This window comes from Paenibacillus sp. EB106-06-01-XG199, assembly GCF_058791575.1.
Window position 1 is genome coordinate 317,806 of sequence record NZ_JBYTDQ010000004.1, and the last position, 17,593, is coordinate 335,398.

The window sequence follows — 17,593 nt, forward strand, 5'->3', positions numbered from 1 at the left end:
ATTGGTCTACCTTCACCGGGGGAGCTACAGCTGAATCAGTTGGTCTACCTTCACCGGCAGCCCGGTGGCCATGGAGCGGTTGGCGGCGATTCCTGTCATGATCGACCAGGCTCCATCCATATGGGAGGCTGCACGCCGAAACCGGTCCTCGGCGTGCCGTTCAAAAATATCCCGCAGCATCACCGGGTCGCCTCCCCCGTGACCGCCGATGCCTTCCTCAATCTCCACTTCATACGGTGCAGCAAATTGCGGATAGACAGTAATCTGCTTATCTTTTACCGCCCCCTCCAGTTCCTTGCCGCCTCCGGCATTGACATAGGATTGTTCTACGACCTTGACCTCCAGCCGCCCCTTGGTGCCGTTGAACACTACATTGAAGCCCTCCCACGGCAGATAAGCATTAAGCGAATAGTTCATAATCGTCTTATTCTTGTATTTGACCATTACACCCATCGTATCCTCAATGCTGATGTTATCTCCGAACACGCTCTGGTCACGCAAATACCCGTCTTCCTGCTCAGTATCCAAATACATCCGTTTCAGCTGCTCGTTATCTTTGAGATGGAGGGCAAACGGATCATTCTGCGCTGCTGCGCTGCCGTGCACCCGCTGATAAAATTCGGTTACTCCCCGGTTCTCGGCATTTTCCCGGCCATAAAAGCGCAAATCGCCCATTGCAAATACTGTATCCGGCTTAGAGTCCAGCCAAAAGTTCATGAGATCGAAATGGTGGGTAGACTTGTGAACCAGCAGGCCGCCGCTGTTGCGCTTATCGCGGTGCCATCTGCGGAAATAGTCCGCACCATGCTGTGTATTCAGCAGCCACTCGAAGTTGACAGACAGCACTTCACCAATAGTCCCTTCCATCAAGAGCTCGCGGATTTTGGTATTATGCGGTGCATAGCGGTAGTTGAAGGTCACCCGCAGCTTCTGCCCGGTGCGTTCGATCGCCTCAAGAATCTCCTGGCATTTCTCTACGTCCGTCGTCATCGGCTTCTCCGAGATCACATCACAGCCAAGCTCCATGGCGCGGATGATATAGCGGTGATGTGTGCGGTCAATGCTGGTTACAATCACGGCATCGGGCTGCGTTTCCGCAATCATCCGGTCAAATTCATGCGCCTTGTACACAGGAACCTTATGGTATCCGTATTTCTCCACCAGCAGGGTGTTGGCATAAGCCATTCTTGCCGCGTTTACATCACAGAAGCCGACGATTTCAGCCGTCTCCCGGTAGTTTCTCGTGATCTCCCCGTAAAAAAACTCCGCCCGGCCGCCGGTACCGACAAATGCATACTTTTTGCTGATCATTATTATCACTCCATCGCCATTGATTTGGTTGCGCTTTCTGAATATAGTGTATAGTATAAAATACATCTATTTCTAAGCATTATTTAGCATTTTTTAGTGATACTATGCATATTTTAGCTTCTTATAGAGGAGGCGCGTGAAAAATGGAACCCCTTTTCATGATTGAACAAATTAAAAGGGCCGGAGCCTTCAGTATGGATTCCGACCATTATCACGACAGCTATGAAATTTATTATCTGCTTGCGGGAGAGCGCAATTATTACATCAACAATCTGGTATATGCGCTGCGCAGCGGCGATCTGATCTTTATTAACCGCAACGAGCTTCACAGGACTGTAGCCAAAGGAACAAGCCGCCATGAGCGGATCCTGATCAATTTCCGGCATGACTTTGTTAACAGGCTGATGGAGCAACTCCAGCTGGAGCTGCCCTTTTTCAGTGGACAATGCCTGCTGCTGCGCCCGGATGCGCATGAACAGGGGATGATCGAGAACCTTCTCTTCGCCATGCTGGAGGAACAGAAGGCGGAGCGGGCGCAGCACATCCCCTTTATGCAGACCCTGCTGTTGCAGCTGCTCATCGGGATGAACCGGATCCGGGAGCGGGCTCCGGACAGCATCGTTCCGGTGAACAATGACAAACAGCGCAAAACCTATGAGATTATCGAATATTTACAGACCCATTACGCCGAGAAGCTGACGATAACGGAGCTGGCGGATACCTTTTTTATCAGCAGCACCTATCTCTGCCGCCTATTTAAGCAAACCACCGGCTTCACCATTGTCGAGTACCTCAATACGGTCCGTGTCCAGGAGGCGCAGCGCCGTTTGCGGGATACGAATGACAGAGTCACAAAGATTGCCGAGGAGACCGGTTTTGACAGCATCGCCCACTTCGGGCGTGTGTTTAAACAAATTGTTAAACGCTCGCCTTTGCAATACCGCAAGCAAAACCGCTGATGTCATTTGTATCCCCAAGAATAGCGGGAGCCGCCGCCAATCCAAAACGCACAAAACAATATCTGTCCTGATACACATGGATGTCCGGTTTCAAATCCTTGTCTGTCCAGCCCGGCTTATCCCTGTAGCTGTCCGGTCCTACCTTGTATACTTCGCCTTTAATATGATGGTGGGGTCCCAGCAGATTGCGGCAGCTGCCGGTCAGCACCAGTACAATTTCATTTACTCCGGGCTGCAAATAAGCGGTAATATCAGCTTCATACGGTTCCCACAGGAAGGTTCGTACCTCGGCCCTGTTAATGAACAGCTTGGTTACAACCGCATCCGGTGCAGAGTGAAACTGAAAGGTCCATTGAGCTCCGGTTGCTTCTTCTCCCCCCAGTTCAAACGTCTGAAATAAATGAATGCTTCCCGCGAAGAACGGAAATCCCTGCTGTGCGAGATCGCCGGTGCATGCCCGCTCTGGAGCTTCAGTCAGTGTAAAGGGTCCTCCGGTCCATAGCGCCCTGCGTTCGGTCTCTTCAAAAAGCTCCGCAGCTTCCACACCGAAGGAGCCCAGCAGATAGATGCTTTCTATTTCCTGGTCCAGCGTCAGATTGTTCCCTTCGGCTTCAAATTGCTTGGCCCGCTCCAGCTTGTCGTTGAGCTCGGCAGAATGCCTGAACATCCCCTTCAGGGTAATGACATTGCTGCCCCGGATGGCCAACCCTACTATATCAATCTTCTGCAGGGAAGAATCCCTCCACCAGCCGCAGCTTACACTGGAGACTGCACTTCCGTTCAACAGGATTTCCATTTCCTCAGGCTGTTCAAGCACCAGATACAGCTCCCGCGGACGCTTAGGATCAAAGGCCACCTGAAAAACAAATTCCAATTCAAACGCAACAGACCGGTCATAAGCCAACAACTGCTCCTGTATGAAAATCACCGGCTGCGTTTTCGACCATGCTCCGCCTTCCACCCGCAGCCGGGCGGAGTCCAGCGTTAAGCTGTTAAGATCCGCATAGGCAATATCCCACTCCGGGGCGAGTTCCAGCCGTGTGCATGCTTCCACTCTGCTAGGCGGATACGGCAGCTCTGTTTCTTCTGTTATTTCCTCTTCCACCGTTGAACCTAATTTCCCAGCCGCAACAGTTGCTTCCGGCAACGGATCGAGCTTCAGCATGTAGGAACCTCCGGCATACAGCGGTAGCCGCAGCCGGACACTATCCTCCCGGACCTCCTGTCTGAGCGCGTGAAGGCTCCCCGTCTCCAGATCAATCAGTGAAACGGTGCCGGGCCTGGACACTTCCATATGCAACATCGGATAGGACTTCTCACCGGAATTCACGATATAACAGAGCACCGCGCCCTCCAGTTCCAGTGTCCGCACATTAAGCGTATCCACCGCAATTGCCGTTCCGTCTTCCTCCGTAATGTGCAGGAACGGCCGGGAAGCAGCGGATACGGCGTGGCTAATCTCATCACGGCTCCATCCGGGATGGACCGCAGCCTGCATGAGGTCTGCAAGCCCGCCATCAGGCTCCCCGTTCACCAGCACAGGATAGGGGTCGAAGGCTATCAAGTGGCCGCCTTGGGAGACGAACTGCTCCAGCAGCTGAGCAGTTGCCGTATCCAGCGTGAGGCTTGGCGGAACAATGACCACGCGGTATGCTGCCTCACCAACCCACAAACAGCCGCCGCTGACCCGGCCATGGCCGGCAAGGATGCTTTCGCTGCCGTAATCATGCTCGATCAGGCTCTGGCACAGCCACCGGGACAGCTGCGCGAATGCCTCATGAAAGGGAATCACCGCCGAAGAGTCAGCACCGCGCTGCAGGGTCCAGGCTGTGCGCACCGGATGCAGCAGCAGCACCTCCGCCCGGCCTTTGCCCTCCGCCAGCAGCAGGGACAGCCGGGCGAAGTAGTCATTAAAGCCCTTGTAGCCCTCCCACCAGGGCTGCTGGTAGTACAAGGAAGGCGGGTAGTCCCGCTTCCGCAGGCCCCGCAGCGTATAGCCCTGCAAATGCTGGCACATCAGATTAATGCCGTGCACGAACTGCCATTCCCCGATCCTCCGCAGATCGGCGAAGCTGATGTTCCAGCCCGAGCACCCGTAGCTCTCAGTGATCGCGCGTTTTTTGCCCAGCTGACGGGCCACCGAGCTCACCTGCTTCGGCACCAGGGCATCACTGCCGACGAACCGGCCCAGCCAGTCGCATCCGGGAATTTGCAAATGCTCATAGAAGGCCATGGGATCGCCGACAGAGGTCACCTGATGCATCAGTTCCTGCTCATCGACAACATGTCCCGTCGCTGACCAGCCTTTATCCGCACACCAATCGCCGATTTGTTTAGCATACGCCTGGGTGAACATAAAGGTCACAGTTTCCCAATAGTCATAGCGGGCTTTGCGGCAGCCTTCCGTTTCCAGGAACAAGGCGGGAAGAATCTCCTTCACATCATAACCCCAGCGGGAGGCGAAGCGCTCCTCCAGCTCGAAGGACCAGGGAAGTCCGCCGCGTCCAAACTGCGGTTCGTCGGTGAACACACCGTGCAGCTCCGCCCCGTAATCTGCGCCAAATTGCTCCCAATACCGTTCGTAGGTCGTCGTGATAAATTCCTGTACAGCCATTTCACTAAGCGTATCTGTATAATACGGATTCACCTCATAGCAGATGCGCAGGTCGGCATTCGCCTCCTCATCCGCAGCCAGAAGAATGTACCCCTGCCCTTCTGCTCCACGGGCATAACAGGCAATCATCCGCTCCGCCGCACTCTGGAAGGGAGCCTGCTCATAAACCAGCCTCTTCTGCTGGTAAGTCAGTCCCTTGGCTGGAACCGCTCCCCCCGCGAAGCCGCTGGGCCAGCCGTTCTCATCATAGAACCAGGCGTGCATCCCCAGCTCACGGCTCTTCTCAATGGAGATACGGATGGCGTCCATCCATTCCTCACTCATGTAAGGCGTCTGCAGCCCGCCGCGGGCATGCATGAAAAAACCGCCAATGCCGACTTTATGCATCTCTTCAATCTGCCGCTCCAACTCCTTCTTCTCCAGCCTGTCATTCCAGGACCAGAGGGGAAGCGGGCGGTACTCCGCCGGTGGATTCTCCAGATGATTCCATATCTTCGTCATCGGCCAATCAGCCTTTCAAGCAGAGCGCAATCAGATCATCCACATGCGCGGTTGCCAGACATTCAATCGTGTCCGCTGAGCCGTAGTAGATTTTGACCTCGCCGCTCTCTTCCAGAATCATCCCGCCCGGAAAAATAACATTATTGCGGAAACCTCCGTCGGTTTCATAACTGGCCTCCGGCGCCAGCAAAGGTTCCTTGCTCATGCCGATAATCCGCTTCGGGTTCTCCAGATCAAGCAGCATGATGCCTGCCGTATACCGTTTCTTCCAGGTAGGCTCCCAGCCATGCTTTCCGCGGGAAGGATCCACATCCACCGCATGGAAGGTCGTCAGCCAGCCTTTGTCCGTCTTCACCGGAGGCGCAGCCGGTCCCACCTTGTCATTGGCGAATGGCACATGCTCTACCCCAAAGAGCAGATCGGCATTCCCCCAGTATTTCAAATCGGGGGATTCAGCAATCCAGGTGTCAAAACGGTCCTTGCCACCCCGGCTGTACACGGTGAAGGGGCGTTCCAGGCGGACATAGTTTCCGCCGATCTTCTCGGGGAACAGCACCATATTGCGCAAATCCGGCGACGACAGGCTGAGGATCTCAAATTCCTCAAAGTCATCCGTCACCGCAATGCCGCCACGGATGCCATGCTTCGTATCCACCGCAAAACACATATAGCAGCGTCCGTCAATGACGGTTAGCCGGGGATCATAGGCCCGGATGATTTCCTCATCATGCAGCCTGAAGCATTTCTTCGGACTGGCCTCCCAGTGGATGCCGTCCTCGCTGAAGGCAATCCCGAGGTCTGTCGTATGATGCGGCTCAATGGTCTGATTGCTCAGGGAACCATAGTCATTTCGGAAGACCATCACATACTTGCCTTTGAATTTGGTCACTCCAGCGTTGAATACAAGTGCGGTAGGATAGGGTACACGCGCAGCATCGAGCACCGGATTGCCAGGGTAGCGCTGAATCAGCGGACTGGATGTAAGGATTGTTGGTACCTGAACTGTCATAATGTAAACCTCCTGGTTGTTGCTTGATGTATCAAAAGTAGTATTAAACACATTGTTAGACGTAGTTTCGAGATAGTGCCATTTGTCCGGAAGGAATGCTCCTATCCTTTCAGGGACCCCGCCGTCATCTGCATAAAGGACTTGTTGGCGAACACATAGGCCACCAGAATCGGTAGAATGGACAAGCAGGCCCCCGCCATCATATAGTGGGTCTGCGAAGCGGCGGAAATGCCGTATTTAAGGTTGGCCAGGCCGACAGTCAACGTTTGCAGTTCCGGCTTCGTCATCGTGAATACAAGCGGCAGCAGATATTCATTCCAGGCGCCGCGGAAGGTGAACAACGCGCCGACGCCGAGGCCGGGGCCAAGCAGCGGCAGGATGATGGTCCAGAAGGTGCGGCCAAGCGAGCTGCCGTCGATCCGCGCGGCCTCATCCAGCTCCCGGGGAATGCCCTTCATAAAGCTGAGCAGGATAAAGAAGATTGAAGCATGCGCGGAAATTAGGATCAGTATGACTCCCCATAAGGAGCTGTGCAGATGCAGCTTCACCATCAGATCGAACTGCGGGCGCAGCACTACCGCGCCGACGGCAACAAACATCGTGAACGACTGCATACCGATATAGATCCTCTTGCCGAAAAACTCCAGACGGTCCACCACATAAGCTGCCATGGAGGAGACCACCAGAGTGCCCACTACCACCGAGAGGGACACAATTAGACTGTTCATCGTATACGTGGAGAAATTAGCTTGCTTCCAGGCCTCCAGGTAGTTAGAAAACTGCCATTTGCTTGGCAGGAAGGTCGCACCCGTAGTCAGCTCACTGTTCGTTTTAAACGAGCCGAGAATAGTTATTACGACAGGAATTAAAGTAATAAAGGCGAACACCAGCAAAAAGCACCATAATGACGTCTTTCCCAATACCGTTTTGGTTCTCATGTCACATCTCTCCTCAATCGATCCGATTCATTCGCCGGGACGCATAGAAATAAATGATGGAAATCATCCCTACGATAAGCGCAGAAACGAACGCGACCGCACTGCCGTATCCAAACTCCTGCACCTGGGTTGAGGCTGCGCCGCCGCCGACAGGAAAGAACAGCTTATACAAGTACAGGAACATCACTTCCGTCTTGCCCGCAGGTCCGCCTTCCGTCAGCACCATAATGCTCTCATAGCCCTTCAGTGCATTGATGATCGCCAGCATAATGACCATCTGCAGGACCGGACCGAGCATCGGCAGAGTAATGAACCGGAACTGCTGTATTTTATTGGCTCCATCCAAAGAGGAACTCTCATAAACATCCTCGGGTATATTCTGCAGTCCGGCCAGAAACAGCAGCATGTAATTGCCCACCGCGCCCCACACAGCGACAAGAATGACCGTAAGCATGGCATGTTTCGGACCGAGCCAGTCAATGCCGGAGGATGTAATGTTAAATTTGATCAGGAACTGGTTAAGAATTCCGTTGTAAGAATTGAATATGGTAAAAAAGACCACGGCCATGACAGCCGTACTGATCACCGTAGGCATGAAAAAGATAGCCCGAAGTACCTGTCTGCCTCTGAGTTTGCGGTTCAGAATCGCAGCCAGCAGCAATGAAAGCGGGATGGAGAGCAGCAGCTTGCCTCCCGCATATACAAAAGTGTTGACAACCGAGTCCCAAAACTGGGTATCCTGCAGAATCCGGGTAAAATTATCTAAACCGATAAAGCGGGCCGTTCCATAACCTTTGTAATTGTAGAACATATAGCGGAATGCCCAGGCAATCGGATAGATGCCCAGCACCAGTGTGAGCAGTGCGCTGGGCAGCAGATAGCTGTAAGCAAAAACAGCGTTTTTGGTTTTGCGCATAGGATCTCTTCAGACTCCTTTCCTGTCTTGCTGTATATAGATAAGGATGGGGAGAGCCTCCCCCTCCTTATCCGATCTCTACATCTTCATGGCGTTGGACTTACTTGGCGAATTTCCCGCCAAGCTGAGCCGGGTCAAAACCAGCGTCCGGTTCGGCTTTCAGACCGTCGTTCTTCATCGCATCGTCAAGCGCCGCATTGTACCGTTTGTTCAGATCTGTGATGATAGCATCCAGATCGCCGCCGTTCAGCATGTACTTGAAGAACGCGTCATCCGATTTCATGCCCTCCGGCGCAACAGTAGGATAGACCGGCCATACGCCGTCATATTTGTTTGGCAGGAAGCCTTCGATTCCGTTGACCTCCGGGGTCTTTGCTGCGGCGCTGATGGAAGGCACCATCGAGATACCGTAGCCGTTTTCCTGATACGCTGTAAGCATCTGATCGCTGTACATGAATTCCATGAACTTCCATGCGGCATCCTTATGCTCCGATTTGGAGCTCAGCGCAAGCCATTGTCCACCGAGGAAACCGGAAGCCCCCTTCACATTGCCGTCAATCGTTGGAGCGGGAGCCGCAGCCCAGTCGATTTTGGCCGGAAACTGTTTGCTATATACGCCAGGCTCCGAGGAGAAGCTCAGATACATTCCAATCTTGCCTTCGGCAAACTGTGCCCGCAGCGGGTCAATATCCAGCGACTCAACACCCGGCAGCATGCTCCCGTTATCCTTGATTTGCTTGAAAGCTTCAATGATCGGCTTGAAGCCGCTGAAGTCAAACCTGGCCGTCTTGAAGTCATACCCGAACCCGCCATAACCGCTCATTTCAGCAATGACCCGTGAAGAGCGTCCAAGCGCACTGGGTGGATTCTTAAAGTTCTGGGCGAAGCCATACGCACCATCCGCTTTCCCCGCTTCGGTCAGCTTTTTGGCGGTGTCCACCAATTCCTGCAGGGTCGTTGGCGGGTTCTGGATGCCCGCTTTAGCGAACAGGTCTTTGTTATAGATGAGACGCATCGTCGTTCCATAGTTGGGAAGGCTGTAGCGCTTGCCGTCAAATGTGTTCAGATCGACCATTTCCGGAAATTTCGCTTTCAGCTCCTCACTCAGGTACTCGTCAATCGGAGCCAGATATTCCTTTTTATAAAAGGTGCCAATCGTATTCTCCTTCACCCGGATGATGTCCGGGGCGTCTGAGGTCTGGAATGAAAGATCTAGTGCGGTATCGAAATCATCACCCTTGACGACCAGTTCCACCTCGATGCCGTCGGTGTTCGTTTCATTGAACTCGGCCACCTTTTCTTTCACAAATTCGGCGTCATGGCGGTCTCCCGTCCAATAGCTGATTTTGGTCTTTTCTCCCGGTGCTGATCCGCCTGTCTCTCCGGATTTATCCGTGGTATCGGAATTGCCGCATGCGGTCAGGCCGAATGCCAATACTACGCTTGATGCAGTCAGAAGCAGTTGTTTCCTCATTGCTGTTAGCCCCCTTATATTTCAATACTGATTCCCTACACCTTGATTATAGGGCAGCTCCATAATCTGCATAATGCGGGTAAGCCCACATTAAGGGCAGCTTTCTGCTGAAATAATGCCAAACGGGGATGAACCTCCGCTGTATAAGCAGATCGTTCATCCCCGTGGTGTTGACAAATATGTTGAGGCCAGGTTACGCAAGCAGACGCGATTCACCCGGCATCAACCTTTGCCCAGATAAGATATTTTAAACTCCGAAGGTGTCATATCGGTGGACTTCTTGAACACCTCACTGAAATAACGGCGGTGCTCGTAGCCCAGCTCTATGGCGATTTCCTGCACCTGCATGCCTTCAATCAGCATACTTTTAGCCTTCTCCATCTTCTCATGCGTGACAAACTGCTGAAAGGAAATGCCCGCTACCTTCTTGAACAGGTTAGAGAAATATCCCTGGCTCAAATTGATCTGCTTCGCCACCTGCTCCAGTGTCAGGCTGGTATGGAGATTGGCACAGATATACGCTTTAGCCCGATGAATAATCAGGGTGGACTCCATGGAACGCTCCTCTTCAATCCAGCGGCAGCCTTCCGCACACAGCCCTTCCAGCAGCGTGCGTATCTCCTGCAGAGAAGGGGAATGCCGGTTCCTCAGCCGGTTCACCTGCTGCTCTAGTGGCTGAACCTTCTCGTAGGGGAACAGTTCCAGCATAACCCGGCAGATTTTGAACGCCAGCTCATAACCGATGTTCTCTACGTACTGCGGCTCGGGCAGCGGGTCCAACTGCAGCAGTTCGTCAAAAATATGCCGCAGCACCTGCTGGCTTTTGTCGCGGTTGCCCGAACGGAGCGCGAACAGAAATTCCTGTTCAGCGGCAACGGAATAATTGTTCACGGAACGGGGTTTATGGACGATACTCGAATAACTGTACACAGCATTTCCGTCTGTATAGAAATGATAAGCCAGCGCGCTGAGCGCCTGTGCGTAGGAATCCGCAAGCTCATGTACCGTTGATACGCAAAGCCCCGTTCCCATCGAGATCGTACACCGGGAATACCGGCTGATATTGACACAGCAAGCCTCCGCAATCTGCTCGGCAGTACCGGGATCCTCCCCGTTCATCACGCAAACGTAACGGTTCGTTGCCTCCCGGAAGATAATCCCCTGCGTCCGGGAGCGTATCGTCTCCTCCAGTATATTTTGCAGGCTGAAGCGGACAAGCTCAATCTCCTGCACCGGCTGGCTGCCGAACTTCTCGGCAAAATGATCAATCTCCGCGATAAAAACGATGAAATTCTCCTGATTCAGCGGAATCCCCAAATACTCCCAGCGGGATTTCGCACTATGTTCCGTGGTCTGATGCTGCATCAGAAAGGTCAGATACTCCTGGCGGAGAATCGGCAGACTTTCTTTGATTTTGGCTTCCATTTCCCTGATTTTCTCCTGCTCCTCACGCTCCTGCAGGCATATCGCTTTGGCCTTCAGCACCACATTCACAATCTCTTCGAGTGAAAATGGCTTTTTGACAAAATCCATTGCCCCGAGGCGGATCGCCTGCTGCGCATAAGAAAACTCTGAATATGCGCTGAGGATAATGATTTTGCACTGGGGGGCAAATTCCAGAATTGCCCGGGTCATCTCAAGCCCGTCCATGCGCGGCATCCGGATGTCCGTAAGCACGATATCAGGCTTGCACCCGCGGATCATCTGCAGTCCTTCTTCGCCATCAAGCGCGGTCCCCGCCACTTCAATGCCGTGCTTTTGCCAGTCCGGCTTGCGGGCAATCATATCCACCACACTTCGGATATCATCGATAACACAAATTTTGAGCAGCCTAGGCACTCTATATTCCATAGCTTCCTCCCTCCCCCCTCAGCGGGCTGAGGGGTATCCATAAATCAGTGCGGGAGCCAGCGCCCGGTTCACCGGACAGCTCCATCCGCGCCTCACCGCCGTAATATAACATCAGCCTATGCCTGATATTGACCAGTGCATAGCCTTTTTTGGAAACTTCACGTTTGTGCATTCCTTGCTCCACCTTCACAACATCCATTCCCTTGCCGTTGTCCTCCACCACAATATGCAGCATGGAATGCTCCGTGGAAATCCGCACTTGAATGACACCGCCCCTTCGGCGGTCCGCAAAGCCGTGCTGGATGCTGTTCTCCACAATCGGCTGCAGCAGGATCTTGGGGACCGGGAAGGACAACAGCTCTTCTTCTCCGATATCAACCTTGTACTGGAACAGATCTTCATAGCATTTTTGCTGGATGGCGCAATACTGCTGCACATGAGAAAGCTCGTCCTCCAGCGGAATCAGATCCTTGCCGCCGCTGAGGCCCAGCTGGAACATTTGCGACAAGGCCAGAATCATCTCGTTTACATCGTCATTTTCACCCATCACCGATTTGCAGTAGATCGTATTCAGCGTATTGTAGAGAAAATGCGGTTCCATCTGGGCTGTCAGCGCCCGGATTTCGGCATGGCGTTTGCCCTCTTCGTTCTGCCGCACATCCTCGATCAGGCTTTTGATTTCGGTCATCATCCGGTTAAACTGGAAGCCAACCTGGGCAATCTCGTCATTATATTTGCTCTCAAAAGACACACTTAGCTGGTTCTCCTCCACCCTGCGCATCAGTCTGCTCAGCTTGAAGAGCGGCTTAAGGAGGGCGGCTGTCAGTTTGTTCGAGAAAAACCATGTGGTCAGCAGAAACACCAGAATGACATATAGAATTGTCCGCTGCACACCCTTCAGCTGTCCGAGAAGCTGATCCTTGGACTGTATCCCGGCCAGGATCCAGTTCGGCGCAATTGTCGATTGCTTATAGTTGACCAGATAATCTTCTCCGTCAAAAGGGTAAAAGAAATTCCCCTCGCTGCCAGTGGTGCTGTCACGCAGAAATGCCGGGTCCTTCGGCGGCTCCTCGCGGGTGAACCCGCCGCTCTGCACCACCGCTTCGCCTTCCTTGTTCAGCAGCAGGTATTCCCGGTCATTGCCGGAGCTGTTCTGATTCAGCAGCGAGGTGATCCGGTTCTCCCGGAGGTTGACGACGATGAACACATTCGTAATCGGCGTTTGCTCATATATTCCCCGCACCACAAAAGAAACAACACGCTGATTGCCTGTAAACAGCCGGTCGTAATGGGCTTTGGCCCAATAACCGCCGGGATTTTTTTTACTGTTGTCGTACAGCTCCGAGCCGTAAAATGAATGATCTTGCGTCCGCACTTGCGTTGTCGAGTAGAAATCGCCGATTGGCGTTGCAATAAGAACGTTCTCAATAATCGGTTCATTGAAGGTGGCCTGGGAGAGTACATACTGCATTTCCGACAAATGGACATAGTAATTTTTCACATCATGAGCTTGAACATCGATCATCATCTGCCTGTAGGCATCACTCAGCATCAGCGATTGTACCGACATGGCCACATCATTCAGTCTGTAATCGAGCAGCTGCATGGTCTTGTCCACCGTTTCCCTGCTGGTCTCAAAGGCGTTGTTCTGAATTTCCTTCCCGGCAATCCGGTAGGTTAACAATCCCATCGCACTGATTGACAGCGTTATCAACAGAATGAAAGAGAACAGCACTCTCTGTTTGATCGATATCTGATAAAATCTGTCGCTAAGCTTCTCCCGGATCAGCCCGCCCCACCTTCTCAGGGATTTCATGGAGGCACCCGCCCCTTCCTACAGCAGAAATTTCGCCAGTTCGCCGGCTAGCAGCCGGTGCCCCCTGTTCATTGGGATGATTCACATAGGACAGCAGATCTTCGAGTTCGCCTCCGCCGTCGATGTAGGTCTGGAAGGCGGCGAAGCTGTCACTTAATCCGACCTTGTATTCTTCAGCGAGCTGCCGGATCTGCCCGGCGTGCTCCAGCAAGGAATGCCAGCTTCGTTTCCTGTACCATACGACCGATCCCAGGTGGGTGTCAACAGGATGACTTTGGTTCCTTGTTCAAGAGAGGCTTCGATCATCGCTTTCCACGAATCGGCAGCAGCGTCCAGTCCAATGCCTCGGTCATTCAATCCATAATCAGCAAATGGGGATAAGCATGAAAGGTATCAACAATGGGGGTGGCAAAATATCCAGACGGCACACTGTGTCCGTGGCATACAATATTTAAAGTCCGTTCTCCGGCCATTGCCGTTTCAGTTCCTTCTTCTCCTTCAGTAATAACAACCTGGAAAATCAGTGATTTCTCGCATTACCCATCTTACTCCACATTCTTTTGAGGTCAACATAAAAAGAATACCATTGTTGTTTCCTCTTTATTTCATACAATTGGAAATCACTGCACCTATTGAACGTTGAGAAAAATAAATGTCCAGCTTCCAAAAAAAATAGAGCATACCGTCCTATGCGGACAACAGCTCTATTTCACGGGCAAAACTTCTTCTGAGCAGGCCTAGCATATCCCGCTCTTCTCCACAACCTTCAGCCACTCCCTAGCAATCAGATCATGCCCGGCAGTCGTCGGGTGAACGCCATCCCACAACCAATAGGCAGCATCCGTTCTTTGCGCTGCTGCGTTGAAAGCTTCCTGCAGCGGAACATGCACGGTGCCGAACTCCTGTGAAAGCTCGCGGACAACCCCCTGATAATGGCTGATCCATTTGGACCATCCACTCCAGTCTTCCGCGGGTGCTCCGGTATTCAGGATAAACGGCTCGACCAGCACCAGCTTCGTATCCGGCAGCACTTCGCGCGTCTCTTCCAGCACATGGCGGTAAGCACGTTCGTAGCGGTCGGTGCAGCCGCCCGGCTCGCCCTTCATCATTCTCCAAATATCGTTGACCCCGATCAGGATGCTGAGAATATCCGGCTGCAGATAGAACGCATCCTCATTCCAACGGGCATACAGATCGGAGATCCGGTCACCGCTCACTCCGCGGTTGTAGAACATAGGCTGCTGCTCAGCCAGCTCATTGCCCAGCTTGCCGCCAATGATGTAGGCATAGCCATGCCCCAGAATATGATTGGGATCGTTATCGCGGCCACGGTTGCCGTCGGTGATGGAATCTCCCTGAAACAGAATAACTGTGTTTGGCTTAGCAAATGAAATAGACATCCAGTTCACCCTTCAACTATTATAATTAGATAGATTTGGCACTATCTATGATTCTACCGTAATTGAAGCTAATTCTTCAATGATTTGTGATGCCGTCCAGCTATGTGGTAGAATTTAACAAATGACATGAAGGGAGATGGAATCCAAATGAAGTATAGAAGATTAGGCAATACAGGTCTTAAGGTCAGTGAGATCGGCCTGGGCAGCTGGCTTACTTACGGAACAGCCGCAGAGCAGAAAGCAGCGGATGCCTGCGTGGCTAAAGCATTTGAATGTGGTATCAATTTCTTCGATACCGCCAATGCCTACAACCTCGGGGAAGGCGAGAAGGCGATTGGCGCAGCTCTCCGCTCCTACCAGCGGTCGGATTATGTGCTCAGCACCAAGGTGTTTTTCCCGATGGGAGATGGGGTGAACGACCGGGGGCTTTCCCGCAAGCATATTATGGAGCAATGCGAGGCCAGCCTGAAGCGTCTCGGAACCGATTACATTGATGTGTATTTCTGCCACCGCTTTGACAAGGATACGCCGGTGGAAGAAACCTTGCGCGCGCTGGATGATCTTACAGCCCAAGGTAAAATCCTCTATTCCGCAGTCAGCGAATGGAGCGCGGCGCAGATCGCCCGTGCCGGAGGCATCAGCCGCAGGCTGAATCTCCGCCCGCTGGCCTCCAATCAGCCGATCTACAATATGTTCGAGCGTTATATCGAAGAAGAGGTGCTTGAGATATCGGGACAGGAAGGACTGGGACAAGTCGTCTTCTCGCCGCTCGCCCAGGGTATTCTGACCGGCAAATACAAGCCGGGACAACAGCCTCCGGCCGGGACACGCGGCGCAGACGATTCAGTGAACGGCGTCATCCGCAGCTATCTGCGCGACGATGTCCTTGGCGTCGTTGCCCAGTTGGATGACCTGGCGGCCAGCCTCGGCCTGAAGCTCTCACAGCTGGCGCTGGCCTGGGTACTCCGCCAGCCAGGTGTCAGCTCTGCACTGATCGGAGCCAGCAAGCCAGGCCAGGTTGAAGAGAATGCGCAGGCCTCCGGCATTCTTCTCCAGCAGGAAACGCTGGAGACCATCGACGGCCTGCTCCGCCAGGTGGCCGGTTTCGCACCGGCGAGATAGGGAAGTTGAGCGAGAAATAGAAGGATAAATTACAGCGTGAAGCATATAAATTATTTTTCCAAAAAAGGACTGTCTTACCCGCAGAGTTTTCTACGGAAGAGACAGTCCTTTCCATACTAATAGTGAACAGGCATCAAGCTGCCTTTCTTTTCATTCATCCGTCCTGCCCCGCTGATTAGTGTTTTATACTTCTTTTCGTCCTCTATAGTGGCCAGATGCCTGCATTCTTCAAATAATCTCACGCACCGGAGAACACATGCATCACCATTTATTTTAGCGGAATACTCCAATGCCTTTAACGTATAATGAATAGCCGACTCATATCGTTGTGCATTAAAGTAATAGGCGGCCACCTCACAGAGAAGGTCTGTATATTCATCCCAGGTAACCCTTGAATTAATAATGCCGATTCGGCTCCGCAGCTCTTTGAAATCCAGCTGATCCTGAAAACGTTCGATAATTCCATCCACATTGAACTGATAGCGGTTGGCGGCCTGCATAATTTTCATTAAAGCCGGAAGAATTTCATTTTCCCGGGCCGCAATGAACTCGACATACTCTGTAAGCACATCCATTTGACCAGCCATTAACCGATGGAGATACGAATTGGCAATCGCCCATTCCTGAAACTGCGCCTTCACCTCCCGGACTTTATCCGTGTCCTCACGCACCCAGGCGGAGTCCGCGTAGAGTGAAGCATAATGCAAAGCCCGTTCGTATTCGCCACGTTCATGGCATACCGCCGAACGGAGCAGATAAGCGTAAAGGATGTAGAAGCAGATTGGTCTTGCCGGTTCCTTACGCGTCTCACGCTGTTTGGTCACCAGGTATTGATTCTGGTATTGAATGGAGGCTTTGCGCTCCATTTCTTCAGCCAGAATATTCACTTTGCTCCAGCGGTGCAGGGAAATATAAATATTCGCCAGCGCGTGCAGCGCATCAAGCTGATCGGCCTCATCCAGCCGTTCGACAAAATATTCAAATTGCATGGCAGCCTGCAGGTTGATATCCTGATTGTCACCCAAAGCGATCGTGAACAAGCGGTACTGGCAGAGCGCCAGCCGTTCGGAATGCTGATACTTCTCGCTCTCCGCTACGCCTTCATACAGCAGCGCCGCAGCTTCTTTTTTGTCATTCCTGTAAAATTCCTCCGCCGTGTCAAACAGCGCTTGAGCATAGGAGATATTATCCATCAGATTATGTACCACTTGCCGGATGCATTCCAGCTTGTCCAGCTCGGCGCAGCGGTGCAGAAACGGGCCCAGCCGCCGCCAGTCCGGCGTGGAATGAATAATGCATTCATCTATATACATTTCATAAAACGCACCTTCAGGCAGACCCATTCCGGCAGTTATCCGGTCCAGCTGCTGCATTGCAATCGGGCGGTTGCCATTGATAATGCTGCTGAGCGTTCCGGAGTTGACAGCGGATATTCCAGCAAATTGATTAATGGTTTTGCCTTCCCTTTTGAGAAAAGCGTCCAGTTCCCCTTGGATCGTAATCTTAGGCTCCAAACAAACTCCACCTCTCAAATCCAATTATTTGAACAATAATCCAGATATTCCTACATAATAGGTGTAAATATTACATAGGTCAACATCCATTGGCACGTTCAAAAGTGGTTGACAGATGGAAATAAAAGCTCTTATCTTCTAATTCCTTACATCAAGAGATCAGCTTGG

At 52.4% G+C, this 17,593-nt stretch carries 14 protein-coding genes; 2 read left to right on the plus strand and 12 right to left on the minus strand.

Going from position 1 to position 17,593, the window contains the following annotated elements; genetic code table 11:
* Positions 1 to 24: 24 nt before the first annotated feature.
* Complete coding sequence (locus AC3WT9_RS16540; RefSeq protein ID WP_341377746.1) at positions 25 to 1,311, minus strand: Gfo/Idh/MocA family protein; 1,287 nt, start codon at positions 1,309 to 1,311, stop codon at positions 25 to 27.
* Between the two features lie 143 nt (positions 1,312 to 1,454).
* On the opposite strand from AC3WT9_RS16540, the gene AC3WT9_RS16545 reads away from it, so the two are divergent.
* A complete protein-coding gene (locus tag AC3WT9_RS16545) occupies positions 1,455 to 2,270 on the plus strand; it encodes an AraC family transcriptional regulator (RefSeq protein WP_341091025.1) in 816 nt (271 codons plus the stop codon).
* Here AC3WT9_RS16545 and AC3WT9_RS16550 read toward each other — a convergent pair.
* The 10 genes from AC3WT9_RS16550 to AC3WT9_RS16595 all read right to left on the minus strand — a co-directional run bounded on the left by AC3WT9_RS16550 (position 2,230) and on the right by AC3WT9_RS16595 (position 14,789).
* Positions 2,230 to 5,385 (minus strand): glycosyl hydrolase, encoded by a 3,156-nt coding sequence (locus tag AC3WT9_RS16550; RefSeq protein WP_341377745.1) that lies wholly within the window; start codon positions 5,383 to 5,385, stop codon positions 2,230 to 2,232. The two genes, AC3WT9_RS16545 and AC3WT9_RS16550, sit on opposite strands and share 41 nt — an antisense overlap.
* Positions 5,386 to 5,392: 7 nt before the next feature.
* On the minus strand, positions 5,393 to 6,394 hold the full coding sequence (locus tag AC3WT9_RS16555; protein ID WP_038587980.1) for a glycoside hydrolase family 130 protein: 1,002 nt from the start codon (positions 6,392 to 6,394) through the stop codon (positions 5,393 to 5,395).
* A gap of 101 nt (positions 6,395 to 6,495) precedes the next feature.
* Positions 6,496 to 7,332 (minus strand): carbohydrate ABC transporter permease, encoded by an 837-nt coding sequence (locus AC3WT9_RS16560; RefSeq protein ID WP_038587977.1) that lies wholly within the window; start codon positions 7,330 to 7,332, stop codon positions 6,496 to 6,498.
* A 13-nt stretch (positions 7,333 to 7,345) separates the two neighbouring features.
* Entirely contained in the window at positions 7,346 to 8,248 is a 903-nt protein-coding gene (locus AC3WT9_RS16565; RefSeq protein WP_341091021.1) for a carbohydrate ABC transporter permease, read from the minus strand.
* 100 nt (positions 8,249 to 8,348) lie between these two features.
* Positions 8,349 to 9,722 (minus strand): ABC transporter substrate-binding protein, encoded by a 1,374-nt coding sequence (locus AC3WT9_RS16570; protein ID WP_341091020.1) that lies wholly within the window; start codon positions 9,720 to 9,722, stop codon positions 8,349 to 8,351.
* Positions 9,723 to 9,944: 222 nt separating this feature from the next.
* Positions 9,945 to 11,573: a response regulator gene (locus AC3WT9_RS16575; protein WP_341377744.1), complete on the minus strand. Its 1,629-nt coding sequence runs from the start codon at positions 11,571 to 11,573 to the stop codon at positions 9,945 to 9,947.
* Positions 11,563 to 13,389, minus strand: coding sequence for a sensor histidine kinase (locus tag AC3WT9_RS16580; RefSeq protein ID WP_341377743.1), 1,827 nt, complete (start codon positions 13,387 to 13,389; stop codon positions 11,563 to 11,565). The genes AC3WT9_RS16575 and AC3WT9_RS16580 overlap by 11 nt, the downstream gene beginning before the upstream one ends.
* Positions 13,343 to 13,600 (minus strand): hypothetical protein, encoded by a 258-nt coding sequence (locus tag AC3WT9_RS16585; protein WP_341091015.1) that lies wholly within the window; start codon positions 13,598 to 13,600, stop codon positions 13,343 to 13,345. The genes AC3WT9_RS16580 and AC3WT9_RS16585 overlap by 47 nt, the downstream gene beginning before the upstream one ends.
* Complete coding sequence (locus tag AC3WT9_RS16590; protein ID WP_341091014.1) at positions 13,543 to 13,746, minus strand: hypothetical protein; 204 nt, start codon at positions 13,744 to 13,746, stop codon at positions 13,543 to 13,545. The genes AC3WT9_RS16585 and AC3WT9_RS16590 overlap by 58 nt, the downstream gene beginning before the upstream one ends.
* A 380-nt stretch (positions 13,747 to 14,126) precedes the next feature.
* Positions 14,127 to 14,789 (minus strand): SGNH/GDSL hydrolase family protein, encoded by a 663-nt coding sequence (locus AC3WT9_RS16595; protein ID WP_341091012.1) that lies wholly within the window; start codon positions 14,787 to 14,789, stop codon positions 14,127 to 14,129.
* A gap of 147 nt (positions 14,790 to 14,936) precedes the next feature.
* Here AC3WT9_RS16595 and AC3WT9_RS16600 point away from each other — a divergent pair, with 147 nt between their 5' ends.
* The gene (locus AC3WT9_RS16600; protein WP_341377742.1) at positions 14,937 to 15,911 is read left to right on the plus strand and encodes an aldo/keto reductase family protein; all 975 of its coding nucleotides are present in this window, start codon (positions 14,937 to 14,939) and stop codon (positions 15,909 to 15,911) included.
* 116 nt (positions 15,912 to 16,027) lie between these two features.
* Here AC3WT9_RS16600 and AC3WT9_RS16605 read toward each other — a convergent pair whose 3' ends face one another.
* Positions 16,028 to 17,425: a transcriptional regulator gene (locus AC3WT9_RS16605; RefSeq protein ID WP_341377741.1), complete on the minus strand. Its 1,398-nt coding sequence runs from the start codon at positions 17,423 to 17,425 to the stop codon at positions 16,028 to 16,030.
* Positions 17,426 to 17,593: the final 168 nt, after the last annotated feature.

What these genes read in the sequence shown, in the direction of transcription:
- AC3WT9_RS16540 (WP_341377746.1), bottom strand. Translation starts at nt 1,311, where the DNA reads ATGATCAGCAAAAAGTATGCATTTGTCGGTACCGGCGGCCGGGCGGAG.
- AC3WT9_RS16545 (WP_341091025.1), top strand. Translation starts at nt 1,455, where the DNA reads ATGGAACCCCTTTTCATGATTGAACAAATTAAAAGGGCCGGAGCCTTC.
- AC3WT9_RS16550 (WP_341377745.1), bottom strand. Translation starts at nt 5,385, where the DNA reads ATGACGAAGATATGGAATCATCTGGAGAATCCACCGGCGGAGTACCGC.
- AC3WT9_RS16555 (WP_038587980.1), bottom strand. Translation starts at nt 6,394, where the DNA reads ATGACAGTTCAGGTACCAACAATCCTTACATCCAGTCCGCTGATTCAG.
- AC3WT9_RS16560 (WP_038587977.1), bottom strand. Translation starts at nt 7,332, where the DNA reads ATGAGAACCAAAACGGTATTGGGAAAGACGTCATTATGGTGCTTTTTG.
- AC3WT9_RS16565 (WP_341091021.1), bottom strand. Translation starts at nt 8,248, where the DNA reads ATGCGCAAAACCAAAAACGCTGTTTTTGCTTACAGCTATCTGCTGCCC.
- AC3WT9_RS16570 (WP_341091020.1), bottom strand. Translation starts at nt 9,722, where the DNA reads ATGAGGAAACAACTGCTTCTGACTGCATCAAGCGTAGTATTGGCATTC.
- AC3WT9_RS16575 (WP_341377744.1), bottom strand. Translation starts at nt 11,573, where the DNA reads ATGGAATATAGAGTGCCTAGGCTGCTCAAAATTTGTGTTATCGATGAT.
- AC3WT9_RS16580 (WP_341377743.1), bottom strand. Translation starts at nt 13,389, where the DNA reads ATGAAATCCCTGAGAAGGTGGGGCGGGCTGATCCGGGAGAAGCTTAGC.
- AC3WT9_RS16595 (WP_341091012.1), bottom strand. Translation starts at nt 14,789, where the DNA reads ATGTCTATTTCATTTGCTAAGCCAAACACAGTTATTCTGTTTCAGGGA.
- AC3WT9_RS16600 (WP_341377742.1), top strand. Translation starts at nt 14,937, where the DNA reads ATGAAGTATAGAAGATTAGGCAATACAGGTCTTAAGGTCAGTGAGATC.